16 protein-coding genes are annotated in these 23,164 nt (G+C 74.0%); 9 read left to right on the forward strand and 7 right to left on the reverse strand.

Annotation, left to right across the window (positions count from 1 at the left end; genetic code table 11):
* Positions 1–84: 84 nt before the first annotated feature.
* Complete coding sequence (locus tag HNR12_RS01120) at positions 85–2,598, reverse strand: ABC transporter permease (RefSeq protein ID WP_179765700.1); 2,514 nt, start codon at positions 2,596–2,598, stop codon at positions 85–87.
* 4 nt (positions 2,599–2,602) lie between these two features.
* Positions 2,603–3,370, reverse strand: a complete 768-nt coding sequence (locus HNR12_RS01125) for an ABC transporter ATP-binding protein (RefSeq protein ID WP_179765701.1) — start codon at positions 3,368–3,370, stop codon at positions 2,603–2,605.
* Between the two features lie 430 nt (positions 3,371–3,800).
* On the opposite strand from HNR12_RS01125, the gene HNR12_RS29390 reads away from it, so the two are divergent.
* The 3 genes from HNR12_RS29390 to HNR12_RS01140 all read left to right on the forward strand — a co-directional run bounded on the left by HNR12_RS29390 (position 3,801) and on the right by HNR12_RS01140 (position 6,573).
* Complete coding sequence (locus HNR12_RS29390; RefSeq protein WP_308118469.1) at positions 3,801–5,069, forward strand: sensor histidine kinase; 1,269 nt, start codon at positions 3,801–3,803, stop codon at positions 5,067–5,069.
* The gene (locus tag HNR12_RS01135; RefSeq protein WP_179765702.1) at positions 5,066–5,713 is read left to right on the forward strand and encodes a response regulator; all 648 of its coding nucleotides are present in this window, start codon (positions 5,066–5,068) and stop codon (positions 5,711–5,713) included. The genes HNR12_RS29390 and HNR12_RS01135 overlap by 4 nt, the downstream gene beginning before the upstream one ends.
* Before the next feature lie 296 nt (positions 5,714–6,009).
* A complete protein-coding gene (locus tag HNR12_RS01140; RefSeq protein WP_217781842.1) occupies positions 6,010–6,573 on the forward strand; it encodes a TetR/AcrR family transcriptional regulator in 564 nt (187 codons plus the stop codon).
* 147 nt (positions 6,574–6,720) lie between these two features.
* On the opposite strand, the gene HNR12_RS29395 is transcribed toward HNR12_RS01140, so the two are convergent.
* Entirely contained in the window at positions 6,721–6,858 is a 138-nt protein-coding gene (locus tag HNR12_RS29395; protein WP_338119702.1) for a hypothetical protein, read from the reverse strand.
* 38 nt (positions 6,859–6,896) lie between these two features.
* Entirely contained in the window at positions 6,897–8,075 is a 1,179-nt protein-coding gene (locus HNR12_RS01145) for an MFS transporter (protein ID WP_338119703.1), read from the reverse strand.
* 614 nt (positions 8,076–8,689) lie between these two features.
* On the opposite strand from HNR12_RS01145, the gene dnaE reads away from it, so the two are divergent.
* On the forward strand, positions 8,690–12,244 hold the full coding sequence (gene dnaE / locus HNR12_RS01150) for a DNA polymerase III subunit alpha (protein WP_179765704.1): 3,555 nt from the start codon (positions 8,690–8,692) through the stop codon (positions 12,242–12,244).
* 252 nt (positions 12,245–12,496) lie between these two features.
* A complete protein-coding gene (locus HNR12_RS01155; protein WP_179765705.1) occupies positions 12,497–13,531 on the forward strand; it encodes a phosphotransferase family protein in 1,035 nt (344 codons plus the stop codon).
* Here HNR12_RS01155 and HNR12_RS01160 read toward each other — a convergent pair.
* Positions 13,509–14,465: a glutathione S-transferase family protein gene (locus tag HNR12_RS01160; RefSeq protein WP_246624148.1), complete on the reverse strand. Its 957-nt coding sequence runs from the start codon at positions 14,463–14,465 to the stop codon at positions 13,509–13,511. The two genes, HNR12_RS01155 and HNR12_RS01160, sit on opposite strands and share 23 nt — an antisense overlap.
* Positions 14,466–14,821: 356 nt before the next feature.
* Here HNR12_RS01160 and fabG point away from each other — a divergent pair, with 356 nt between their 5' ends.
* From fabG to HNR12_RS01175, 3 genes are all read left to right on the forward strand, one after another.
* The gene (fabG, locus tag HNR12_RS01165) at positions 14,822–15,526 is read left to right on the forward strand and encodes a 3-oxoacyl-[acyl-carrier-protein] reductase (RefSeq protein ID WP_179765707.1); all 705 of its coding nucleotides are present in this window, start codon (positions 14,822–14,824) and stop codon (positions 15,524–15,526) included.
* Positions 15,527–15,711: 185 nt separating this feature from the next.
* Positions 15,712–16,476 carry an enoyl-ACP reductase FabI gene (fabI, locus tag HNR12_RS01170; protein WP_179765708.1) on the forward strand — a complete coding sequence of 255 codons (765 nt, stop codon included), beginning with the start codon at positions 15,712–15,714 and terminating at the stop codon, positions 16,474–16,476.
* A gap of 229 nt (positions 16,477–16,705) precedes the next feature.
* Complete coding sequence (locus tag HNR12_RS01175) at positions 16,706–17,458, forward strand: SDR family NAD(P)-dependent oxidoreductase (RefSeq protein WP_179765709.1); 753 nt, start codon at positions 16,706–16,708, stop codon at positions 17,456–17,458.
* A 757-nt stretch (positions 17,459–18,215) separates the two neighbouring features.
* On the opposite strand, the gene HNR12_RS01180 is transcribed toward HNR12_RS01175, so the two are convergent.
* Together HNR12_RS01180 and HNR12_RS01185 are read right to left on the reverse strand one after the other, a co-directional pair.
* Complete coding sequence (locus tag HNR12_RS01180) at positions 18,216–20,270, reverse strand: helix-hairpin-helix domain-containing protein (RefSeq protein WP_179765710.1); 2,055 nt, start codon at positions 20,268–20,270, stop codon at positions 18,216–18,218.
* Positions 20,271–20,618: 348 nt separating this feature from the next.
* Positions 20,619–21,578 (reverse strand): aldo/keto reductase, encoded by a 960-nt coding sequence (locus HNR12_RS01185; RefSeq protein ID WP_179765711.1) that lies wholly within the window; start codon positions 21,576–21,578, stop codon positions 20,619–20,621.
* 402 nt (positions 21,579–21,980) lie between these two features.
* Here HNR12_RS01185 and HNR12_RS01190 point away from each other — a divergent pair, with 402 nt between their 5' ends.
* Positions 21,981–23,162 carry an undecaprenyl-diphosphate phosphatase gene (locus tag HNR12_RS01190; protein WP_179765712.1) on the forward strand — a complete coding sequence of 394 codons (1,182 nt, stop codon included), beginning with the start codon at positions 21,981–21,983 and terminating at the stop codon, positions 23,160–23,162.
* Positions 23,163–23,164: the final 2 nt, after the last annotated feature.

Here is a 23,164-nt window from a genome sequence, read left to right on the forward strand (position 1 = left end):
CGGCCGCGGCGGCGCCAGGGCCACACTACGGCGCGGGCCGCCCGATGGGGCGGCCCGCGTCCGGGGTGTGTCGCGCGGGTGCGGCTAGCGCCCGGCCATCGCGGCGGTGATCGAGGTCCGCGCCGCGCGGCGGGCCGGCAGCACCGAGGCGAGCAGGCCGGCGGCCACGGCGATCGCCAGGAACGCCGCGATCTGGTCCGCGGGCACCTGGAAGATCAGGCCGCGCAGCACCGCGCTGCCCGCCGCCCAGCCGAAGAACACGCCCAGGGCCACGCCGACGAGCGCGCCGGTCAGGCACAGCACGACCGCCTCCAGCGCCAGCATCAGCCGCAGCTGCCCCCGGCGCAGGCCCAGCGCCCGCAGCATCGCCGACTCCCGGGTGCGCTCCAGCACCGACAGCGCCAGGGTGTTGGCGATGCCGAACACCGCGATCAGCACGGCCAGGCCCAGCATGGCCATGATCGCCAGGAACGCCCCGGCCAGCACGGTGTCGAACTGCGCGCGCATGTCGCTCATCGAGACCATCTGCACGGTGGGGTGGTCGGCCAGCACGGCCTCGACGGCCGCGCGGACCTCCCCGGGTTCGGCGTCCTCGGCGCCGGTCACCAGGACGGTGGAGTCCTCGGTGACCTCGGGGAAGGCCGCGGCGAAGTCGCGCGGGGCCAGTGTGACGCCCCACAGCTGGCTGCTGTTGGGCACGATCGCCGCGATCTCGTACTCCCGCTCGCCGCGGGCGGTCTCCACGGCGACGGTGTCGCCGACCGAGCGGCCCGCGGCGATCTCCTCGTCCACGGCGGCCCGCCCCGGCCCCACGTCGGCGAGGTCGCCGGCGACCATCTCCGACTCCAGGTCGCGGCCCAGTTCGGCGCCCCGGTAGGTGGCCACCCGGTAGCCCGCGGTCTGCCCCCCGGCCTCGGGGAAGACGGAGCGGTCGGCGATCACCGAGCCGATCGCGGGGGAGTCGCGCAGGTCCTCGGCGACCTCCGCCGGCACGGTGGCCGGGCCGTCCTCGGCCAGTTGCGCGGTGAGCTGGTAGTCGAAAGGGAACTGCCGGTCCAGCATGTCGTCGGTGGTGGCCCGCATCGACGCGTTGACCACCGAGTACCCGCTGATCAGCGTGGCGCCCACGGTGAGCGCGACCATCGCGGTGGCCGCCCGGCGCGGATTGCGCCGGGCGTTGTCGGCGGCCAGCGCGCCCGAGACGCCCAGCAGCCGCATCAGCGGGGCGAGCGCGGCCACGGCCAGGCGCACCAGCAGCGGGCTCAGCACGACCACGCCGAGGAACGCCAGGATGCCCGCCAGTGCCACCACCACCAGGCCCTGCTGGCCCGAGGGCGTGTCCACGGCGTAGGCCACCAGCAGCGCCGAGGCGCTCAGCAGCACCGCGCCCGCGCCGGTGCGCAGCCACCCGGTGCGCCGGTCCAGGCCGGTGGCCACGGCGCTGCCGCGCAGCGCCGCCAGCGGCGGCACGAACGTGGCGCGGCGGGCCGGCAGCACGGCGGCGATCAGTGTGGTGAGGGTGCCCACGGCCAGGCCGACCACCACCGCCGCCGGGGTGAGCACCACCGGCGCCGCGCCGGCGCCGGCGTCCAGCGCGTCGCCGCCCAGGCGGAACCCCACCGCGGCCAGGGCGATCCCGGCCAGCACGCCCAGCACCGAGGCGGCCAGGCCCACCACCAGCGCCTCGACCACCACGCTGGTGAAGACCTGCCCGCGCCGGGCGCCCACGCAGCGCAGCAGCGCCATCTCGCGCTGGCGCTGGGCCACCAGGATCGCGAAGGTGTTGTGGATGACGATCGCGGCCACCACCACCGACACCACCGCGAACAGCAGCAGCGCGGTGGCGATGCTGTCGGCCTCGACACCGGCCCGGTCGGCCAGCCGCTCGCCCAGGGTCCGCCCGGTGATCACCTCGGCGCCGGAGCCGGCCACGGCGTCCACGGCCGCCGCGGCCTCCTCGGCGGGCACCCCCTCGGCGGCGACGGCGTCGATCTCGGCGAACCCCGCCACGCCGGTCATGCGGGTGGCGGTCTCGGGGGTGAACACGACCGCGCCCTGGTAGCCCACCTGCGGGTCGACGCCGAAGTCGACCAGACCGGTGACGGTGAACGCGTGGCGCTCGCCGTCGGCGTCCAGCACCTCGGCGGTGTCGCCGATGCCGTAGCCGGCGGCCTCGGCGGTGGAGGTGGCCAGGGCCGCCTCGTCGTCGGCGGCGGGCAGTTCGCCCTCGGCGGCCGTGTAGCGGCTGAGGCCGCCCACCGACACCGCCAGGGTGGGCATCGCGCCCACCGCGCGGCCGTCGCGGTCCAGCAGCGGCGCCTCGGCGCGGACCATGCCCTCGGCGCGGTCGATCTCGGGCAGGGCGCGGATCTCGTCGAGCAGGCCGGGCGGCAGCGGCCGCTCGGAGTCCCCGGCGGGCAGCGCGACGGCGTCCATCCGCTCCGCCGAGCCCATCACCTGGGCGCTGTAGGAGGCGCGCACGGTGTCGGTGAAGACCAGGGTGCCCGCGACGAACATGACCCCCAGCGCGATGGCCAGGGCGGTGGTGACGAGCCGGCCCTTGTGCAGCCGCAGGCCGGCCAGTGTGGTGCGCAGCATCGGATCAGGACTCCAGCTTCACCAGGCGGTCGAGCACGGTCTCGGCGGTGGGGCCGTACACCTCGTCCACCAGCCGGCCGTCGCGCAGGAACACCACGCGGTCGGCGTAGGCGGCGGCGACCGGGTCGTGGGTGACCATCACCACCGTCTGGCCCAGGTCGCGCGCGGAGTCGCGCAGGAACCCCAGCACCTCCGCGCCGGAGCGGGAGTCGAGGTTGCCGGTGGGCTCGTCGGCGTACACCACCTCGGGGTCGCCCAGCAGCGCGCGGGCCACCGCCACGCGCTGCTGCTGGCCGCCCGACAGCGCCGAGGGCAGGTGGTGCAGGCGCTCGCCGAGCCCGACCACCTCCACGATGCGCGCCAGCCGGGCGGGGTCGGTGCGGCGCCGGGCGATGCGGGCGGGCAGCAGGATGTTCTGCTCGGCGGTGAGCATCGGCAGCAGGTTGAACGACTGGAAGACGAACCCGATGCGGTCGCGGCGCAGCAGGGTCAGTTCGCGGTCCCTGAGCCGGGTGATCTCGGTGCCGCCCAGGTGCACGGTGCCGGAGGTGACCGTGTCCAGCCCGGCCAGGCAGTGCATCAGGGTCGACTTGCCCGAGCCCGACGGACCCATGATCGCGGTGAAGGCGCCGCGGGCGAAGGACACGCTGACCTCGTCCAGCGCGCGGACGGTCGATCCCGCGCCGCCGTAGACCTTGGTCAGGTCGCGGGCGACCACCACGGGCGGGGCGGGGGAGGGCTGCGGTGCGGCCGCGGCCGCGTACTCGCTCACTCGAAGACTCCAAAACGGTTGCGGAAGACAACGGCGTAACCGGTCCACGGGCCGCGCCCCGGGCGTCCCCGGCTGCGGCGCGGCACGGTGTCCAACGCTAGGCCCGCGCAGGTGGCGGGGGCATCGGCCGCAGTGGCGATCAACCGCATGGGCGAAAGCCGCGCCGCCGGGGCCCGCGCGCCGCACATGGTCGGGGCGGGGGCACCGACTTTCGTCGGGGGCGGGCGCGCCCCGGCCGCGCCCCCGCGCGCCGCCCGTACCCCGGCGCACCCGCCGCCACCTGGGCCGACGCGCGGCGCACCGACTTTCGGCGGAGGCGCCCGGCGGCCGTTCGACCAGCGCCGACGCGCGCGCGTGGGGCGCATAGACTCCGCCGCAGACACCGGCCGCCGAGCATCGGGGCGGCCCTGCGGCACGGGGGCGAGGAGTGGTGGAGCAACAGGACGGGGCGGCGCGGACCTGGAGGGAGCGCTGGTGGGCGCGCCGCCACCGGGCCGCCGACTGGACGCTGGCGGCGATGGCCTACCCCTGGATCGCGCTGATGGTCGCGGTGGCGCCGGCCGGCCCCCTCGGCGGCACGGCCATGCAGGCGTCCGGATCGATGCCGCGCGTGCTGTCCATGGCCGCCCTCACCTTCCTGGTGCCCGCCGGGGTCGCCGCCCTGGTGCTGGTGCGCCGCACCCGCCCCGGCCTGCTGATGGCGGCCTCGGCCGCGCTGCTGCTGTGCGTCGGCGACTTCGGCACTCCGGGCCTGGCACTGTTCAGCTACGCCGCCTGGAACGAGAACCGGCGGTCGCTGGCGGCGTGGGCGGTGGGCCTGATGGGCGCCTCCATCGCCCAGTTCAGCCTGGCCAGCGCCGTCGTCCCCGGCGCGGCGGTGATGCTGGTCCTGGTGTTCCAGGCCATGCCGCTGACCGTGGGTCTGTGGGTGGGCACCCGCCGCGAGCTCATCGCCAACCTGCACGAGCGCGCCGAGCGCCTGGAGCGCGAGCAGCACCTGCTGGCGGACCAGGCCATCACCGCCGAGCGCACCCGCATCGCCCGCGAGATGCACGACGTGGTCGCCCACCGGGTCAGCCTGATGGTGCTGCACGCCGGCGGCCTGGAGGTCTCGGCGGCCGACGAGCGCACCGTGGCCACGGCCGGGCTGATCCGCACCACCGGCCGCGAGGCGCTGGCCGAGCTGCGCGGCATTCTGGGCGTGCTGCGCGAGGAGCCCGACGCCGCCGCGCCCACCGCACCCCAGCCGGTGCTGGCCGACCTCGCCCGCCTCATCGGCGAGTGGCGGCGCGCGGGGACGCCGGTGGACTGGCGGGTGTCGGGCACGCCCGCGCCGCTGCCCGCCCAGACCGAGCGCACCGCCTACCGCACCGTGCAGGAGGCGCTGACCAACGCGGGAAAGCACGCCCCCGGCGGCGCCGTGCGCGTGGAACTGGAGCACCGGCCCGGCGAACTGGCCGTCACGGTCGACAACGAGGACCCGCCCGATGGGCCGCCCGCCGATCCCCCGCCGGGCAGCGGCTACGGCCTGGCGGGCCTGCGCGAGCGGCTGGCGCTGATCGGCGGTACGCTCGCCGCCGGACCCCGGCCCGGCGGCGGCTGGCGGGTGCGCGCCGTCATGCCCGCCGGGCGCGCGCCGGAGAGCGGGGAGCGGGAGCCGGACAAGGATTCCGGCGCGGAAAGAGCCACACAGCGGTGATCCGCACGATTCTGGTGGACGACGAGCAGCTGGTCCGCTCGGGCCTGCGGATGATCCTGGACTCCGCCGAGGACATCGAGGTCGTGGGCGAGGCCGGCGACGGCGCCGAGGCGGTGGAGCTGGCGGCGCGCGTGGAGCCCGACGTGGCCCTGCTGGACATCCGCATGCCCGGCACCGACGGGCTCACCGCGGCCGCCGCGCTGGCCGACCTTGCGCACCCGCCCAAGGTGGTGCTGCTGACCACCTTCGACCTGGACGAGTACGTGCACCGGGCGCTGCGCGCCGGAGCCGTGGGGTTCCTGCTCAAGGACACCCCGCCGCGCGACCTCATCTCCGCCGTGCGCACCATCGCCGAGGGCAACGCCATGCTGGCGCCCAGCATCACCAAGCGGATGCTGGAGCGGTTCGCGGCCGCGGGGTCGGGTGCCGGCGCCGCGGCCGCCCAGCGCCTGTCCGTGCTCAGCGAGCGCGAGCGCGACGTGCTGGTGGCGGTGGCCAAGGGGATGTCCAACGCCGAGGCCGGGCGCAGCCTGGGCATGCGCGAGGCCACCGTGAAGGCGCACGTCAGCAGCATCCTGGCCAAGCTGGGGCTGAGCAACCGGGTGCAGGCCGCCATCCTCGCCCACGACGCCGGGTGGGCCTGAGCGGCTCGGGCGGCCGCCGCGACGGCCCAGGGCGCGGCGGCGCCGGGTAAGGCGGGGGTGACGTGGTTCACCCGAGGCGGGGCGGCCGGGCGGTCTATTGTGGGTGCAGCGCCGCATCAGGGTCCGCAGCCACGTGTCCAGACCCGGGCGCTCCGCGCAGCCGCCTCCGTTCGTCGTAGAAAGGCCGAGCCGTGGCCGTTCGCACCCAGGGGGGCTTGGGGACGCCGGCCGGGACCGCCGCCGCTCCCGACCCCGGACCCGCCGGGCCCCTTGCCACCGAGTCCGCCGAGCAGTCGGTGCCCCGCCGCCTGCTGGCCGTCGCCACCCGGCTGTTTGCCGAGAAGGGCTTCGACCGCACCTCCGTCCAGGAGATCGTGGACGCCGCCAACGTCACCAAGGGGGCGATGTACCACTACTTCGACTCCAAGGACGACCTGCTCGCCGAGATCTACGCGCGCGTGCTGCGGATGCAGATGAGCCGGCTCCAGGAGATCGCCGGCTCCGGCGGCCCCGTCGCCGACCGGGTGGGCCGCGCCGCCGCCGACGTGGTGGTCAGCACCATCGACCACCTCGACGACGCCACCATCTCCTTCCGCTCGCTGCACCAGCTCACCGCCGAGAAGCAGCGCGAGGTCCGCCTGGAGCGCCGCCGCTACCACGAGCTGTTCCGCTCGCTGATCACCGAGGGCCAGCAGGCGGGCGTGTTCACCGACCGCGTGCCCGCCGACCTGGTGGTCGACTTCTACTTCGGCAGCGTGCACCACCTCAGCACCTGGTACCGCCCCGACGGCGAGCTGAGCCCCCAGCAGATCGGCGACTACTACGCCGACCTGCTGCTCACCGCGCTGCGCGCCCAGTAGCGGGCCCGGGGGAGCCGGGGCGCCGCATACCGCCGCTCCGCGGATGCGCCGGCGTCGGCACGGCTAGCGGCCGGGAGCCCGCACGCCGTGCGGCCGCCGCCCGCACACGGGCGGGCGGCGGCCGCACGGGGACCGGACCGGGCCGGGCTAGGCCGCCGGGCCGCGCCCGCCCTGTCCCTGTCCCTGCTCCTCCATGGGCGACTCCGCCGACGCGGCCGTGCGTGCAAGCGCCACCGCCGCCAGGGAGATCCCCGCGGTCACCACCAGGTACACCGCGATGGGCACCCACGACTCGCCGAACCGCGACAGCAGCCACGTGGCGATCAGCGGGGCCGTGCCCCGGCCAGGGCGGCGCCGACCTGGTAGCCCAGGGTGACCCCGGTGTAGCGCACGCGGGTCGAGAAGATCTCCGAGCTGAGCGTGCCGATCGTGGCGGTCACCGGCGGCCACAGGATGCCCAGCCCGATCACCGTGGCGGCCACCAGCATCAGCCCCGCGCCCGTCTGCAGCATCAGGAAGTAGGGCACGGCGAACACGGCCAGCGCGACGGTGCCGATGACGTAGACGCGCCGGCGGCCCCAGGAGTCCGACAGCCGGCCGGCCAGCGGGATCGCGACGGTGGCCACCACCGCGGCCGCCGTCACCGAGTTCAGCGCCACGGTGTTGGAGTAGTCCAGCGTTCCGGTCGCGTAGCTCACCACGAACGTGCCGAAGATGTAGAACGGCGCGGTCTCGACCACCTTCACGCCCACCGCGATCAGCACCGCGCGCCAGTGGTGGCGCAGCGTCTCCACGATCGGCAGCCGGGCGACGCGGCCCTCGCTCCTGGCCGCGCGGAACGCCGGGGTCTCCTCGATACCGGAGCGGATCCACAGGCCCACGGCCACCAGTACCACGCTGGCGACGAACGGCACGCGCCAGCCCCACGCCGCGAACTGGGCGTCGTCCAGCAGGCTCATCCCCGACAGCGCCAGGCCGGCCAGCAGCATGCCGCTGGTGATGCCCATCTGCGGCACGCTGCCGTAGAGGCCGCGCCTGTGCGCGGGGGCGTACTCGTAGGCCAGCAGCAGCGCGCCGCCCCACTCGCCGCCGATCCCCATGCCCTGCACCACCCGCAGGGCGACCAGCAGCACCGGCGCCCACAGCCCGGCGGTGTCGTAGGTCGGCAGCAGGCCGATGAGCATGGTCGCGCCGCCCATCAGGGACAGCGTGATGACCAGGGTGCGCTTGCGGCCGACGCGGTCGCCGATGTGGGCGAAGACGACCCCGCCCAGCGGCCGGATGAAGAACGTCAGCGCGAAGGTCAGGTAGGACAGCATCAGCGACACGAACGGGTCGTCGGAGGGGAAGAACAGTTCGTCGAAGACGAGCGCCGCCGCCGTGCCGTAGAGGAAGAAGTCGAACCACTCGATGGTGCTGCCGGTCAGGCTCGCCACCAGGACCTTGGTCCGTTGCGGGCCGGGCGGCGCCGAAGGCGGTGTGGGCGTGTTCGCCACGCTCATAGCAGGCTCCCTGAATCGCAGAGGGTCCGCCCCGGGGGGCGGACGGGGGATCGGCCCGGTGCTCGGGCCGCCGCGGAGTCGACGCGGCGCGGGCCGAACGGCGGGGCCGCCGCGTGGCGGGCACGCGCGGACCCGCCGGGGGCGGGGGGTGGCGGCCGCCTCCGCACCGGAGGGGTGGGCGGTGCGGGCGCCGCCGCGCGGCCGCTCGCCGATGGTCGATCGGGGCGCGCCGGTGAGCGGTGGCGGAATCCTACGGGCGGGGTGAACAGCGGGTGTTCGTTCCCGCGGACAAAAACCCGGGACCTTCTTGGTTGTTCCGCACAGTTGTGCGCCAGGAGAACACGGAGGTCGGGGCCTGCCGGAGGGTACCGGGCGCCGCACCCCCGCCGCGCCCCTCCGGGCCCTGGCGCGCGCGGCCGCGACACGCCCGCAGGCCGCTGAGCTGGGAGTTGTGGATGAGCGGGGCGGGGCCGGTGGGTCCGGAGTTAGGGTGAGAACCTCCAGTGGCGCAGACCGCGCACCGGCCGGCCGCCGGGCGCCCGCCGCCACCGGCCGTCGTGTCCGACCGACCGATCCCTGACCGTTTGAACCCCGACCGACAGAGAGCACGAGCTGTGTCCGACCCCTTTGTTCACCTGCATGTGCACACCGAGTACTCCATGCTCGACGGCGCCGCCAAACTCAAGCCGCTCTTCGCGGAGGCGGCCCGGCTGCAGATGCCCGCCGTGGCCATGACCGACCACGGCAACATGTTCGGCGCCTACGAGTTCTGGGAGAAGTCCAAGGGCTCCGGGGTCAAGCCCATCATCGGCATCGAGGCCTACGTCGCGCCGGAGTCCCGCTTCCACAAGAAGCGCATGCGCTGGGGCCGCGGCGACTCCGACGACCAGGCCGAGGGCGGCAAGGACATCTCCGGCGGCGGGCGCTACCTCCACATGACCATGTGGGCGCGCAACGCCACCGGCCTGCGCAACCTCTTCCGCATGTCCTCGCTGGCCAGCATCGAGGGCTACTACGGCAAGCCCCGCATGGACCTGGAGCTGATGAGTCAGCACTCCGAGGGCATCATGGTCTCCACCGGCTGCCCCTCCGGCGGCGTGCAGACCCGGCTGCGCCTGGGCCAGGAGCAGGAGGCGGTCGAGTACGCCGCCAAGCTCCAGGACATCTTCGGCCGCGACCACGTGTTCCTGGAGCTGATGGACCACGGCATCGGCATCGAGCGCGAGGTCCGCGACGGCCTGCTCGCCGTCGGCCGCCGGCTCAACCTGCGGCCCCTGGTCACCAACGACTCCCACTACGTCACCCAGGACCAGGCCGAGGCCCACGACGCCCTGCTGGCCATCGGCGTGGGCAAGAACCTCGACGACCCCAACCGCTTCAAGTTCAACGGCGACGGCTACTACATCAAGTCCGCCGAGGAGATGCGGTCCATCCTCAACCTCGACGAGTGGGCCGAGGGCTGCCGCAACACCCTCTGGGTCGCCGAGCAGGTCGAGGACGGCTGCTACGACGAGGTCTTCGCCTCGCGCGACCTCATGCCCAAGTTCGACGTCCCCGAGGGCGAGACCCAGGCGTCCTGGCTGCGCAAGGAGATCGAGCGGCATCTGCCCGTCCGCTACCCCGACGGCGTCAGCGACGCCGTGCGCGAACGCGTCGACCGCGAGGTCGGCATCATCGAGGCCATGGGCTTCCCGGCCTACTTCCTGGTCGTGGCCGACATCTGCCAGTACGCCCGCAGGAACGGCATCGCGCTGGGCCCGGGCCGCGGGTCGGCCGCCGGTTCCATGGTGGCCTTCGTGCTGGGCATCACCGACCTCGACCCCATCGAGCACGGCCTGCTGTTCGAGCGGTTCCTCAACCCCGAACGCGTCACCATGCCCGACATCGACCTGGACTTCGACGAGCGCCGGCGCGGGGAGATGATCGAGTACGTCACCCGCAAGTACGGCGAGGAGCGCGTCGCCCAGATCCTCACCTTCGGCACCATCAAGGCCAAGGCCGCCGTCAAGGACTCCACCCGCATCCACGGCCTGCCCTACGCCCTGGGCGACCAGATCACCAAGGCGTTCCCCCCGGCGGTGGGCGGCAAGGAGATCCCGCTCTCGGCCGTCGAGGACTCCTCGCACGAGCGCTACGCCGAGGCCGTCGAGCTGCGCAACCTGATGGAGAAGGACCCCCAGGTCCGCAAGGTCATGGAGACCGCGCGCGGTGTGGAGGGCCTGACCCGGGGCACCGGCGTGCACGCCGCCGGCGTCATCCTGTCGGCCGAACCCTTGCTCGACGTCGTGCCGCTGCACAAGCGCGACACCGACGGCGCCATCATCACCGGGTTCCCCTTCCCTCAGTGCGAGGAGATGGGCCTGCTGAAGATGGACTTCCTGGGTCTGCGCAACCTCACGATCATCGACGACGCGATCCGCAACGTGAAGTCCAACGAGGGGATCGACATCGACTGGTCGAACATCCCCTTCGACGACAAGAAGACCTACGAGCTGCTGGCGCGCGGCGACACCCTGGGCGTGTTCCAGCTCGACGGTACGGCCATGCGCGCGCTGCTGCGGCGCATGCAGCCGACCCGCTTCGCCGACATCGTCGCGGTCAACGCCCTGTACCGGCCCGGCCCCATGGCGGCCAACGCCCACAACGACTACGCCGACCGCTCCAACGGGCGCCAGGAGATCACCTCGATCCACCCGGAGCTGTACGACGCCCTCGACCCCATCCTGGCCGAGACCTTCCACGTGCTGGTCTACCAGGAGCAGATCATGGCGATCGCCCAGCAGCTGGCCGGGTACTCCCTGGGCGGCGCCGACCTCATGCGCCGCGCCATGGGCAAGAAGAAGAAGGAGGCGCTGGAGAAGGAGTACGGCAAGTTCAGCGCCGGCATGCTGGAGCGCGGGTTCTCCCAGGAGGCCATCGACAAGCTCTGGGAGGTCATGCTCCCGTTCTCCGGCTACGCCTTCAACAAGTCCCACGCCGCCGGCTACGCCATCCTGTCCTTCCGCACCGCCTACCTCAAGGCCAACCACCCCGCCTCCTACATGGCCGCGCTGCTGACCTCGGTCAGCGACGACAAGGACAAGATGGCCGTCTACCTGGCCGAGTGCCGCAAGATGGGCATCCGGGTGCTGCCGCCCGACGTCAACGAGTCCGGGCTGCGGTTCTCCGCCGTCGGCAACGACATCCGCTTCGGCATGGGCGCCGTGCGCAACGTCGGCGCCAACGTGGTGGAGTCGATCATGAACACCCGCAAGGCCAAGGGGGAGTTCACCTCGTTCGTCGACTTCGTCTCCAAGATCGAGCTGACGGCCTGCAACAAGCGCGTGGTGGAGTCCCTGATCAAGGCCGGCGCCTTCGACAGCCTGGGCCAGCCGCGCATGGACCTGTTCAACCACCACGAGCACGCCGTGGACGCCATGATCTCGGCCAAGAAGCAGGAGGCCCACGGCCAGTTCGACCTGTTCGGCGGCGGCGACTCCGACGATTCGGGCCCCATCGGCCTCGACATCGCCTGGTCGGACAAGGAGTGGGACCGCAAGGCCAAGCTCGCCTTCGAGCGCGAGATGCTGGGCCTCTACGTCTCCAGCCACCCCCTGGCCGGGGCCGAGCGCATCCTGGCGCGCAACAGCGACGTCTCCATCCCCGAGCTGAACAGCGGCGAGCGCCGCGACCGCTCCGAGGTCCAGATCGCCGGGCTGATCTCGTCGGTGGAGCGCCGGGTCAGCAAGCAGTCGGGCAACCCCTGGGCCAAGGTCACCATCGAGGACCTCGACGCCAGCATCGACGTCCTCTTCTTCGCCGAGGCCTACACCCTCTACTCCGAGGTCCTCACCGAGGACACCGCCGTGTCCGTCCGGGGCCGGGTCAAGGAGCGCGAGGGCGAGTACTCCATCCAGGCCATGGAGCTCACCCCGCTGGACATCAGCCACGTCACCGAGGGCCCGCCGCCCATGCTGATCACCATGCAGGAGCAGCGGGTCACCGTCGACCTCGTCGACGAGCTGAAGCAGATCCTCAAGGCCCACCCCGGCGAGACCCCGCTCACCATCCGGGTCGACCACCCGCTGAAGTCGCGGGTCTACGACATCCCGGGCTACACGGTGCGGGTGGGCCCCGAACTCGCCGGCGACCTCAAGTCGCTGCTGGGCGCCGAGGCCATCACCTACTAGGGCCCGCCGGCGCCGCCCCCCGCCGGGCCGTCCGCGCCGTCCACCCCGCCCGGGTGGCGCGCGGCGGCCCGGCGTGCCCGGTCGCCCCTCCCACGGGCCCCGGCCGCCCTTCGCCCACCCCCGCCGCCAGGAAACCGACCGGATGGTATGTTGTGGTCGTTTACGTCGAGCGGGGCCGCTCGGCCGTGCCGCCGCGCGGCGCGTCCGGGCGCCATGGGCCGCCCCGCGGCCCGATCAGACCAGGGAGTGCGCATGGGCGACAACGCCGGGACCGCCAATCCACCGGGCCTGGACCTGCGGCGGCTGGAGGACCACCTGGCGGCCCACCTGCCCGGCGTGGTCCAGGGCGAGCTGAAGGGCGAGGTCATCGCCGGAGGCCGGTCCAACCTCACCTACGCGGTCACCGACGGCCGCACCCGCTGGGTGGTGCGCCGGCCGCCCCTGGGCCACGTACTGCCCACCGCCCACGACATGGCCCGCGAGCACCGGGTGGTGTCGGCCCTGGCCGGCACCGCGGTCCCCGTGCCGGGCACCCTGCTGCTGTGCACCGACCCCGACGTGATCGGCGCGCCCTTCTACGTCATGGAGTACGTGGAGGGGGTGCCCTACCGCACCGCCCGCCAGCTCGCCGCGATCGGCCCCGAGCGCACCCACGCCGTCGCCATGACCATGATCGACACCCTGGTGGCGCTGCACGCGGTCGACCCCGCCGGCGTGGGCCTGGCCGACTTCGGACGCCCCGAGGGCTTCCTGGAGCGGCAGGTGCGCCGCTGGTCCCAGCAGCTGGAGGCGTCGCGCAGCCGCGAGCTGCCCGGCATCGACGAGCTGCGCTCGCGCCTGGCCGAGAACATCCCCGAGGGCACCGCGCCCGCCATCGTGCACGGCGACTACCGACTGGACAACCTGCTGGTGGGGCCCGACGACCGCGTCCGCGCGGTCATCGACTGGGAGATGTCCACCCTGGGCGACCCGCTCACCGACCTCGCGCTGATCCTCACCTACAACAGCGAGGCCATGCGCGCCAGCACCGGGGTCAGCGACGCCCACACCGCCGAGGGCTACCCCGACGCCGACGAGATCATCGCCCGCTACGCCGCGGGCTCGGGCCGCGACATCACCCACCTGGACTGGTACGTGGGCCTGGCGTTCTTCAAGCTGGCGGTGATCCTGGAGGGGATCCACTACCGCTACCGGCAGGGCAAGACCGTGGGGGCCGACTTCGACCGCATCGGCGAGGTGGTGCCGCGGCTGGTCGAGGGCGGGCTCAAGTACCTGACCGGGGACTGAGCACCGGGGCGCCGGGGCCGCCGCCGCTGAGCCGCGCGCGGTCGTGGGGCGCGTCGAAGTCGGGCCGCGGCCCCACCGGCACGATCCGGCGCGGGTTCAGGTTGCCGTGGGTGACGTAGTAGTGCCGCCGGATGTGGTCGAAGTCGGTGGTCTCGCGGAACGCCGGCAGCGTGTAGAGGTCGCGGGTGTAGCCCCACAGGTTGGGGTAGTCCGCCAGCCGCCGCAGGTTGGTCTTGAAGTGGGTGAAGTACACGGTGTCGAACCGCGCCAGGGTCACCCACAGCCGGATGTCGGCCTCGGTGACGAAGTCGCCGGTGAGGAACCGGCGGTCGGCCAGCAGCTCCTCAAGCTCGTCCAGGGCCGCGAACAGTTCGGCGACCGCGGAGTCGTAGGCCTCCTGGCTGGGCGCGAACCCGCACTTGTAGACCCCGTTGTTGATTGCCGCGTAGACCCGCTCGTTGAGGCGGTCGATCTCGGCCCGCGCGTGCTCGGGGTACAGCTCCACGTCGTGCTCGGCCCAGGCGTTGAAGCGGGCGTTGAGGTCGAGGGTGATGTCGGGGAAGTGGTTGCTGACGATGCGGCGGGTGGCGGTGTCCCACAGCACCGGCACCGAGATGTGGCCGTCGTAGCCCGGCTCGGTGGCCTCGTACAGCTCCCGCAGCAGGGCGAACCCGCCGACCTCGTCGGGGCCGTGGCCGGGGCCCTCGCGGAACGCCCAGCCCCGGCCGTCGCGCACGGGGTCGACGATCGCCACCGAGACCGCCTTCTCCAGGCCCTTGAGCCGCCGCACGATCAGGCTGCGCTGGGCCCACGGGCAGGCGTAGGAGGCGTAGACGCGGTAGCGGCCGGGCTCGGCGGGGAACCGCTCGCCGCCGACGCGCTCCTGGAAGGGGTAGGTGGGGCGCTCGAAGGTGCGGCCCTTGGGCGCGGTCATGCTCCCGCCGTACTCGCCGTAGACGGCGAAGTCGACGGGCGTGGCGACGATGGCGGTGTCCACGGTGAGCCTCCCGGTCGCTGCGGCGCGGCCCGCCCGGCGCGGGCGCCCAAACCCCTGCATACCCGACACCGGGGCCGCGCGCCAGCCCGCTTCCCAGGGGGTGTCAAACGGCCGCGGAGGGGCGGTGGACACGGCGTCGCCGAGCCGTGGACCACCGGCGACGCCGCTGATCGCAGTGGGGTCAAACACCGACACTCGGTTCCCGGTACCGGCCGGTAGCTCGGTACGCTGCTGTTCATTCTGTCTCTGCACGGTCGCGAACGCGCCGCATCCGGCGCACGGAGGTGCCTTACATGTCACGCTCGGCACTGGTCACCGGTGGGAACCGGGGGATTGGGCTGGCGATCGCCCGAGAGCTGTCGGCCGGCGGAGACCAGGTCGCCGTGACGTACCGCTCCGGCGAGCCCCCCGAGGGACTGCTGGGGGTGCGCTGCGACATCACCGACAGCGCCCAGGTCGACGCCGCCTTCAAGCAGGTCGAGGAGGAGCAGGGGCCGGTGGAGGTGCTGGTGGCCAACGCCGGCATCACCAAGGACAAGGTCCTGGCCATGATGAGCGAGGAGGACTTCTCCTCGGTCCTGGACACCAACCTCACCGGGGCCTTCCGCGTGGCCAAGCGCGCGGTGCGGACCATGATGCGCCAGCGCAGCGGGCGGATCGTGCTCATCTCCTCGGTGGTGGGCCTGGCCGGCTCGGGCGGGCAGACCAACTACGCCGCCTCCAAGGCCGGCCTGGTCGGGTTCGCCCGCTCCCTCGCCCGCGAACTGGGCTCGCGCAACGTCACCGTCAACGTGGTCGCCCCCGGGTTCATCAGCACCGACATGACGGCGGTGCTGCCCGAGGAGCGCCAGGCCGACATCAAGAAGAACGTGCCCCTGGGCCGCTTCGGCGCGCCCGAGGACGTCGCCCGGGCCGTCCGGTTCCTCACCGGCGAGGGCGGCGCCTACATCACCGGAGCCGTGATCCCCGTCGACGGCGGGCTGGGCATGGGCCACTGAGCCCGCAGACGGCATGAGGGGGCGGGGCCCGGTCCCCGCCCGCGGGTGCGGCGGTGCCTCCGGGACCGCCGCCCGCGGCCGCCCCGAGCGCGTCCCCGCCGCCGCACGCCCCCGCCCACGCACTGCCCCCCCGCTCACGCAACGCCCCCCAGAGCAACCGAACAAGAACAGGACGAACAGACTCCATGGGAATCCTTGAGGGCAAGCGCATCCTCGTCACCGGGGTGATCACCGACAGCTCGATCGCCTTCCACATCGCGCGGCTGTGCCAGGAGCAGGGCGCCACCGTCGTCCTGACCGGCTACGGCCGCCTCTCCCTCGTCGAACGGATCGCCCAGCGCCTCCCCGAGACCCCTCCGGTGCTGGAACTCGACGTCACCGACACCGAGCACCTGGACAGCCTCGCCGACCGCGTGCGCGAGCACGTGGACGGCCTCGACGGCATCGTGCACTCCATCGGCTTCACCCCCCAGGAGGCCCTGGGCGGCAACTTCCTCAACACGTCGTGGGAGGACGTCGCCACGGCGATGCACACCTCGACGTACTCGCTGAAGGCGCTGTCCACGGCCCTGCTGCCGCTCATGAAGGACGGCGGGTCCATCGTGGCGATGGACTTCCAGCACAACGTCTCCTTCCCCGTCTACGACTGGATGGGCGTGGCCAAGGCCGGGCTCATGTCCACGGCGCGCTACCTGGCCCGCTACCTGGGCAAGGACGCCATCCGGGTCAACCTGGTCTCGGCCGGGCCGCTGCGCACGATGGCCGCGCGCAGCATCCCCGGCTTCGAGGAACTGGCCGACATGTGGCCGGAGCGCGCCCCGCTGGGCTGGGACACCGCCAACCCCGAGCCGGCCGCGCGCGCGGTCGTGGCGCTGCTGTCGGACTGGTTCCCGGCCACGACGGGCGAGGTCGTGCACGTCGACGGCGGTTTCCACTCCACCGGCGCGTAGGCTTCCCGCGCCCAGGGCGCGACGCGGGCGTCCCCTCCACGCGGAGGGGGCGCCCGCAGTGGCGTCCGGGGGAGGCCCGGCGGGGGAGCGGGCCGGGGGAGCGGGCAGAGGAGGCAGGGGAGGCGGCGGGGGAAGTAGGGGAGCAGGGAGGCGGGCGGGGAGCGGGGCGGTGGCCCCGCCGACGGCCGTCCGAGGGAGTCGGCACGAGAGATCAGAGAGGACGGACAGCATGGATCTGGGACTTGGGGGCGCCCGCGTCGTGGTGACAGGTGCGAGCCGGGGCATCGGCCGGGCGATCGCCCAGACGTTCGCGGAGGAGGGCGCCGACCTCGCGGTGTGCGCCCGCTCGCCCGAGCCGCTGGAGCGGGCGGCCGAGGAGCTGCGGGCGCTGGGGGCCACCGTGGTCGCCGAGCCGGTGGACGTCGCCGACACCGACGCGCTGACGGGCTTTCTGGACCGCGCCGCCGACGGGCTGGGCGGGATCGACGTGCTGGTGTCCAACGTGTCGGGCGGGAGTTCGGCGTCCTGGGAGCAGAGCTTCGCCACCGACGTGCTGCCGTTCGTGCGGATGGCCGAGCACGCGGCCCCGCGGCTGGCGGAGTCCGAGCGGGGCGGCGCGATCGTGCTGATCTCGACCACGTCGGCGCTGCACTCCGGGCGGCCTTCGGGCCCCAAGTCCTACGGCGCGGTGAAGGCGGCGCTGAACCACCACGCGGCGGCCCTGGGCCGGACCCTGCCCGAGCGGGGGATCCGCGTCAACACGGTGTCGCCCGGCCCGGTGGAGTTCGAGGGCGGCGGCTGGGCCCGCCGCCGCACGGCGGACCCCGAGTTCTACACCAGCGTGCGCGACGGAATCCCCATGGGCCGCATGGGCCGCCCCGAGGAGGTCGCCCGCGCCGTCGTCTTCCTCGCATCGCCTGCGGCGTCCTTCATCACGGGCGCGAACCTGGTCGTGGACGGCGGCTTCGTCGACCGCGTGTGACGGCCGTGTCGGGGGCGGCGAGGGCGGCGAGGCCCCCGGTCACCGGCCCCCGGGGCATGTGGTGCGGCCCCCTACGAGGCGTGGCAACGACGACAGCAGCCTGGGTCGCGCGCGACCACCGGTTCCCGTAGCCGCGCCCTGAGCGGTGTCCGTAATGTCGCGAATGCCACCATATTCGTCGTGAAATGTGAGACGAATGAGGTTGCTGGGCGACGCTCTGGGGGTTTGGGCGTTGGTTTCGACCGGAAATCGTAGATCGTCGTCGAGGGAAACGGGCATAAGTGCCAAAGCAGACGGCGAGAGGTCGCGGTTGTCCCACATGGTGGACGTGTGCGCTGCTCGGGTGGCCCATGGGGTCCCGCTTGGCGTCCAAATGCGGGGGTCATTCGGGCAAAGGTGGCAGAAGCGGTAGTTGAAAGTAGACCTGTCTGCGGTTTGCGTCCCGGGGCCTCGCGGCAGTCTTCTCCCGGCCAACGGCCACGCCCCGGTCTCCGGTCAGCGCCGCCGACCTCCCGGGGCGGCGCTCCTTCCTCCCGTGCGAGGGTCCTGCCCAGCCCGCCGCGCCGCCCCCGCCGGGGCCTGGACCGCGCTCGCGGGGACCGGTGGCCGCCAAGCCGCCCCTCCGGCGCCGTTGCCATGCTCCCCGAGTACCGGTGACCGCTGAGCCGGCCGCCCGGGACCCTCGCCGCCGCGTCTTGGCCCCTGCCTTCTACCGGCCTCGGCGAGCGTGTGTCCGGACGTCCCGGACATCAGCCGGTCAGCCTTCGCGGAGGACCTGGACCAGGCGGGTGTGGCGGTTCAGGGCCGCGTTGTCGCGGACGGCCGAGGCGAGGGCCGGGCCGGCCGCCTGCACGATGGACAGGTGGCGGCGGGCGGCGGACACGGCGGTGTAGACCTGGGGCCGCGACCCCTTGGTCTCGGGTGGGAACACCGCCACCACGGCCGGCCAGGCGCCGCCGTGGGCGGCGGCCACGGTGAGCGCCCAGCCCGGACGCAACCGGCCGACATCGGCGACCGGGACACGCGAGCCGTCGGGCAGCTCCACGAAAAGGTCCGCGCCGGTGCCTCGGGGGTCGGCGTTCCCGCCTCCTGCGGGGCGGGTGCCCCCGCGCTCTCCTCCGGTGGCGCTTCCGGGAACGGCGCCCATACCGCCACCGTCGGAGCCCTGGCTGCCCTGGTCTTCCCGACCGACCTCAGCGCCGTCTCGGCCCCGATCGGGCTCACCGCCCTCGACGCCGGGCGCGCCGCCATCGTCGGGCACGCTCTCGGGCGCGCCATCGGGAGCCCCCTCCGGCGCCGCCTCGGCGCGCAGGTAGCCGACGTCGCCCGCCGCGAGGCCGGGGCCGTCGACGGTGACCACGACGCGGTCGCCCACGTCCAGGCCGTTGTGGGTGCCCGGGCCCGGGTTGAACCGCTCCTTGCACGCGCGGTTGAGCGCCTCGGTGCCCGCCTCGCCGCCGCGCGTGGCCGCCACCAGCTGCACCTGCTCCACGGGGATGCCCAGCGCCCGGGGAATGGAGTCGCCGATGAGCTGCGCCGCCCGGTGCGCGGCGGCGGCGCCGGAGTCCGCCGGGACCACGACGACCTCCCGCTCGGGCGCGCTCACCTCCTCCAGGGCGCCGCCCGCCACCAGGCCGGCCAGCCGCGCGATGGGACCGGGCTGCGGCCCGTCGGGGAGTTCGGCCACGTGCACCACCCGCGACGCCACGAGGTCGGCCACCACCCGGCCCGGTGCCGCCGAAGGCGCCTGGGCGGGGTCGGCGATCAGCACCAGGTGCGTGCCGTCGGCGCAGGCGTCGACCAGCGCGGCGGCGCGCTCCACGTCCAGCCACATCGCCCCGGCGACCACCACCAGCCCGGCCTCGATCGGACGCTCGGCCCCTCGGGCGTAGACGCCGGGCGCCCGCGCCTCCAGGAGCGCGGCCAGCGGCACCGCGCGCACGTCGTCGCCCGCGCCGAGGTCGGCCAGGTCGGCGTTGAGGGCGGCGGCGGCCTGGGCCGTGGGCGCGGCGACCGCGATGCCGACCTCGCTGACGGCGGCGACGGCCGCCGCGCACGCCACCGTGTGGGCGATGGGCACGGCCGCGCCCGCGCCGTGGGTCAGGACGCACACGCCCCGCAGCGCCACCGTGACCAGGGCCGCCTGCGTGCGGGGGTCGATGTCGGCGCCCAGCCGCTCGGCGGTCGCCTCGACCGTCTCGGCGGCGGTGGCGGAGTCCATGATCGGCTCGCTGGTGCCCATCAGCCGCACGACGCCCTCGCCCAGGTCCTGCTCGGCAAGGCCCACCCGGGTCAGCGCGTACCAGCGCTCGGGGTCGGGCATCTCGCCGGGGTCGCCGCCGGAGAAGTCGTCCTCGGGCTCGTCGAACATCTCGAAGAGCATGACGTCGCCGTCGTCCAGGGCGGCCGTCAGCGCGTCGTCCACCGAGCGCACGCCCAGCGACCGCAGCGCGCCCGCCAGCCGGCGCTCCTCCAGCGCGGTGTGCCCCTCGCGGGCCGCGCGGCGCAGCAGGTGCGCGGTCAGCGCCCGGCCGCGACGGGGGTCGTCGGGCGAGGCGTCGGCGCCCAGGGCGCGCCGCGCGCAGAAGTCGGCCTGCTCGGGGATGACCGAGCCCAGGGCCAGCAGCCGCCACGGGTCGGCCGCGAGTTCACCGGCGGCGCCCGGGCCCAGGGCCGCGACCAGCGGCGCCGCCAGTGAGCCGGGGGCGCCCATGCGCTGAAGCACCTCGCCGGTGCGCTCGACCGCGCCGCCCTCCGGATCGGCGCCCGCGAACTGCGGCGTTGACGGCGTCGGTGTCGGCGCCTCGGGCATGGCGACTGGTTCCTCTCGGGCGGTGGTGGTCGTCTGAGGAGCTTAGCGAGGACCAGCGACGGCTTCACCCGGCCGCGCGTCCGGCCGCCGCAGCGCGGTCCTCCGCCCTGGCGGGCACGCCAGGCGCCTTGGCCCCGGAGCCCTGCCCACGGGCCCACGTCCCACCGCCACGCCTTCGCGCACCGGTCAGGACGGGCCGCCCGCGGCGCGGACGGAGCCGGCGGGACAGGCCGGGAGGACGCGGCAAAGGCCGGACCGGCGGAGCGGGCGGGGCGGCCGGCCGGCGGGGAATGCAGCCGGCGCGCGAAGGCAGCCCCGGGCAGGCGGGGGCCGACTCGCCGGCCCCGATCAGCGCGGCGGGCCCGACGACGCGTCGTCCAGGGCCTCGCGGATCTCGCGCGGGAGTTCCACGCCCTCGGTGGCCAGGATCTCCTCCAACTGGGCGGTGGTGCGCGGGCCCACCGTGGCCGCCGCGACGCCTTCGCGGTCGCGGACCCAGCTCAGGGCCACCGCGAGCGGGGACACGCCCAGGCCCTCGGCGGCGGTGCACACCGACTCCACGATGCGGCGGCTGCGCTCGCCCAGGTAGGGCTCGACGTAGGACGCCATGTGGCTGCGCGCCGCGCGGGAGTCGCTGGGCACGCCGTTGCGGTACTGCGCGGTCAGCACGCCGCGCCCCAGCGGCGACCACGCGATGAGCCCGGCGCCGTGGTCGATCACGGCGGGCAGCAGGTCGCGCTCGGCGCCCCGGTTCAGCAGGGAGTACTCGCACCCGGCCGACACGATCGGCGTGCGGTACAGCCCCGACGCCGCGCGCTGCCAGGCGGCGTACTTGGTGAACTGCCAGGCGGTGAAGTCGCCGGTGCCCGCGTAGCGGACCTTGCCCGAGGTCAGCGCGGTGTCCAGCGCCGACAGGGTCTCCTCGACCGGGGTGTCGGGGTCGCGCACGTGCAGCTGCCACAGGTCGACGTGGTCGGTGCCCAGCCGCCGCAGCGAGGCCTCCAGCGCCGCCAGCAGGTGCCGCCGCGACAGGTCGCAGGGGCGGAAGCCCTCGGGCGTGTGCCCGGACTTGGTGGCGATGATCACATCGTCGCGCCGGACCACCCCGCTCACCAGGCGGCCCAGGATCCGCTCGCTCTGGCCGCCGCCGTAGATATCGGCTGTGTCGACCAGGGTCCCGCCGGCGTCCACAAACGCGGTGAGCTGATCGGCGGCCTCTTCCTCGGGGGTGTCCTTTCCCCAGGTCATGGTGCCCAGAGCGGTGCGAGACACCCACAGGCCCGACCCACCCACCTGTCGCTGTTCCATGGCGCGGAGGTTACCCCGTCACGGTGTCGAAAACGGTGATACGCACCGCACCGGCCTGCGACCGCCTGCGGCCACCGCCCTCCGCCGCCCCGCGCCGCCCTCGCTCCGGCGCCGCGCCGGGCGCCCGCGCGGCCCGCCGCCTCCCGCCCCGGCTGTTGTGACCCCGGTGATCCCAGTAAGCTTCCGGGGTCTGCCCCCTGCACGTCGCGCGGCGAGCGCTCCTCGCCGCCCGGTGCGGCGACGGCGTGGCCGCGCGGTCCGTGCGCCGACGTGCGGGCGCCCGGCCGTGCCCGCTCCCACGGTCGGCCGCGAGCCACACCCCATCCGTGCGCCGGATCGCGAAACGCCAGGGCACCAGGAGCCCCCGCACGCAAACCGAAGAACCCAGGAGCCGATCCCGCCGTGTCCATCTTTGAGGCGATCGTCCTTGGACTCATCCAGGGACTGACCGAATTCCTGCCCATCTCCTCCAGCGGGCACCTGCGGGTGTTCTCCGCCTTCTTCGGGTGGCCCGATCCCGGCGCGGCGTTCACCGCCGTCAGCCAGATCGGCACCGAACTGGCGGTCATCCTCTTCTTCCGCAAGCGGATCTGGGCGATCATCTCCACCTGGACGCGGTCCCTGGTCAAGAGCGAACTGCGGCGCGACATCAACGCCCGCATGGGCTGGTACGTCATCATCGGCACCATCCCGATCGGCGTGCTGGGCCTGACCCTGGAGGACTACATCGAGAGCGTCTTCCGCGACCTGCGGCTGATCGCCCTCACCCTCATCGTCTTCGGTGTGGTCCTCGGCGCGGTGGACCGCTACACCCGCAAGCACCGCGAGCTGAGCGACCTCACCGTCGGGCGCGGCCTGGTCTTCGGCCTCTTCCAGACCCTGGCGCTGATCCCCGGCGTCTCGCGCTCCGGCGCCACCGTCACCGGCGGCATGCTGCTCGGCTTCAAGCGCGCCGACGCCGCCGAGTACGCCTTCCTGCTGGCGCTGCCCGCCGTGTTCGCCTCCGGGCTCTACCAGCTCACCGACATCGGCGGCGACGAGTACGCCGGATGGACGGCCACCATCGTGGGCACCGTGGTCGCGTTCGCCGTGGGCTACGCGGTCATCGCCTGGCTGATGCGCTTCATCTCCACCCACAGCTTCATGCCGTTCGTGTACTACCGCATCGCCCTGGGCGTGCTCATCCTGACCCTCGTCAGCTTCGGCGTGCTCACCCCCCAGTCCGGGGCCACCGGCGACGAGGCCCCCGTGGGCGCCGAGAGCGAGCAGAGCGAGCAGGAGGAGGCGCGCGAGGAGCCCGAGGCCGGCCCCTCGGCCGAGCCGAGCGCCTCGGCCTCTCCGTCGGCCTCGGCGGACCCGGTCACCGGCTGGCCCATCGACCCCGAGACCGGCCTGGCCAAGGACCCCGAGACCGGCCAGTACCGCGACCCCGACACCGGCGAGAACGTGCAGATCGACCCCAACACCGGGCTGCCCATCGACCCCTACACCGGCCAGCCCTACGACCCCCGCCACGACGACGCCCAGGGCGGCGCGCAGGACGGCGCCGGCCAGCCCACCGGCCGGCAGCAGCCCGTCGGCTGAGG

This window comes from Streptomonospora nanhaiensis, assembly GCF_013410565.1.
Classification (GTDB): domain Bacteria; phylum Actinomycetota; class Actinomycetes; order Streptosporangiales; family Streptosporangiaceae; genus Streptomonospora; species Streptomonospora nanhaiensis.

What these genes read in the sequence shown, in the direction of transcription:
- HNR12_RS01120 (WP_179765700.1), bottom strand. Translation starts at nt 2,598, where the DNA reads ATGCTGCGCACCACACTGGCCGGCCTGCGGCTGCACAAGGGCCGGCTC.
- HNR12_RS01145 (WP_338119703.1), bottom strand. Translation starts at nt 8,075, where the DNA reads ATGAGCGTGGCGAACACGCCCACACCGCCTTCGGCGCCGCCCGGCCCG.
- HNR12_RS01155 (WP_179765705.1), top strand. Translation starts at nt 12,497, where the DNA reads ATGGGCGACAACGCCGGGACCGCCAATCCACCGGGCCTGGACCTGCGG.
- HNR12_RS01160 (WP_246624148.1), bottom strand. Translation starts at nt 14,465, where the DNA reads ATGACCGCGCCCAAGGGCCGCACCTTCGAGCGCCCCACCTACCCCTTC.
- fabG (WP_179765707.1), top strand. Translation starts at nt 14,822, where the DNA reads ATGTCACGCTCGGCACTGGTCACCGGTGGGAACCGGGGGATTGGGCTG.
- fabI (WP_179765708.1), top strand. Translation starts at nt 15,712, where the DNA reads ATGGGAATCCTTGAGGGCAAGCGCATCCTCGTCACCGGGGTGATCACC.
- HNR12_RS01175 (WP_179765709.1), top strand. Translation starts at nt 16,706, where the DNA reads ATGGATCTGGGACTTGGGGGCGCCCGCGTCGTGGTGACAGGTGCGAGC.
- HNR12_RS01180 (WP_179765710.1), bottom strand. Translation starts at nt 20,270, where the DNA reads ATGCCCGAGGCGCCGACACCGACGCCGTCAACGCCGCAGTTCGCGGGC.
- HNR12_RS01185 (WP_179765711.1), bottom strand. Translation starts at nt 21,578, where the DNA reads ATGGAACAGCGACAGGTGGGTGGGTCGGGCCTGTGGGTGTCTCGCACC.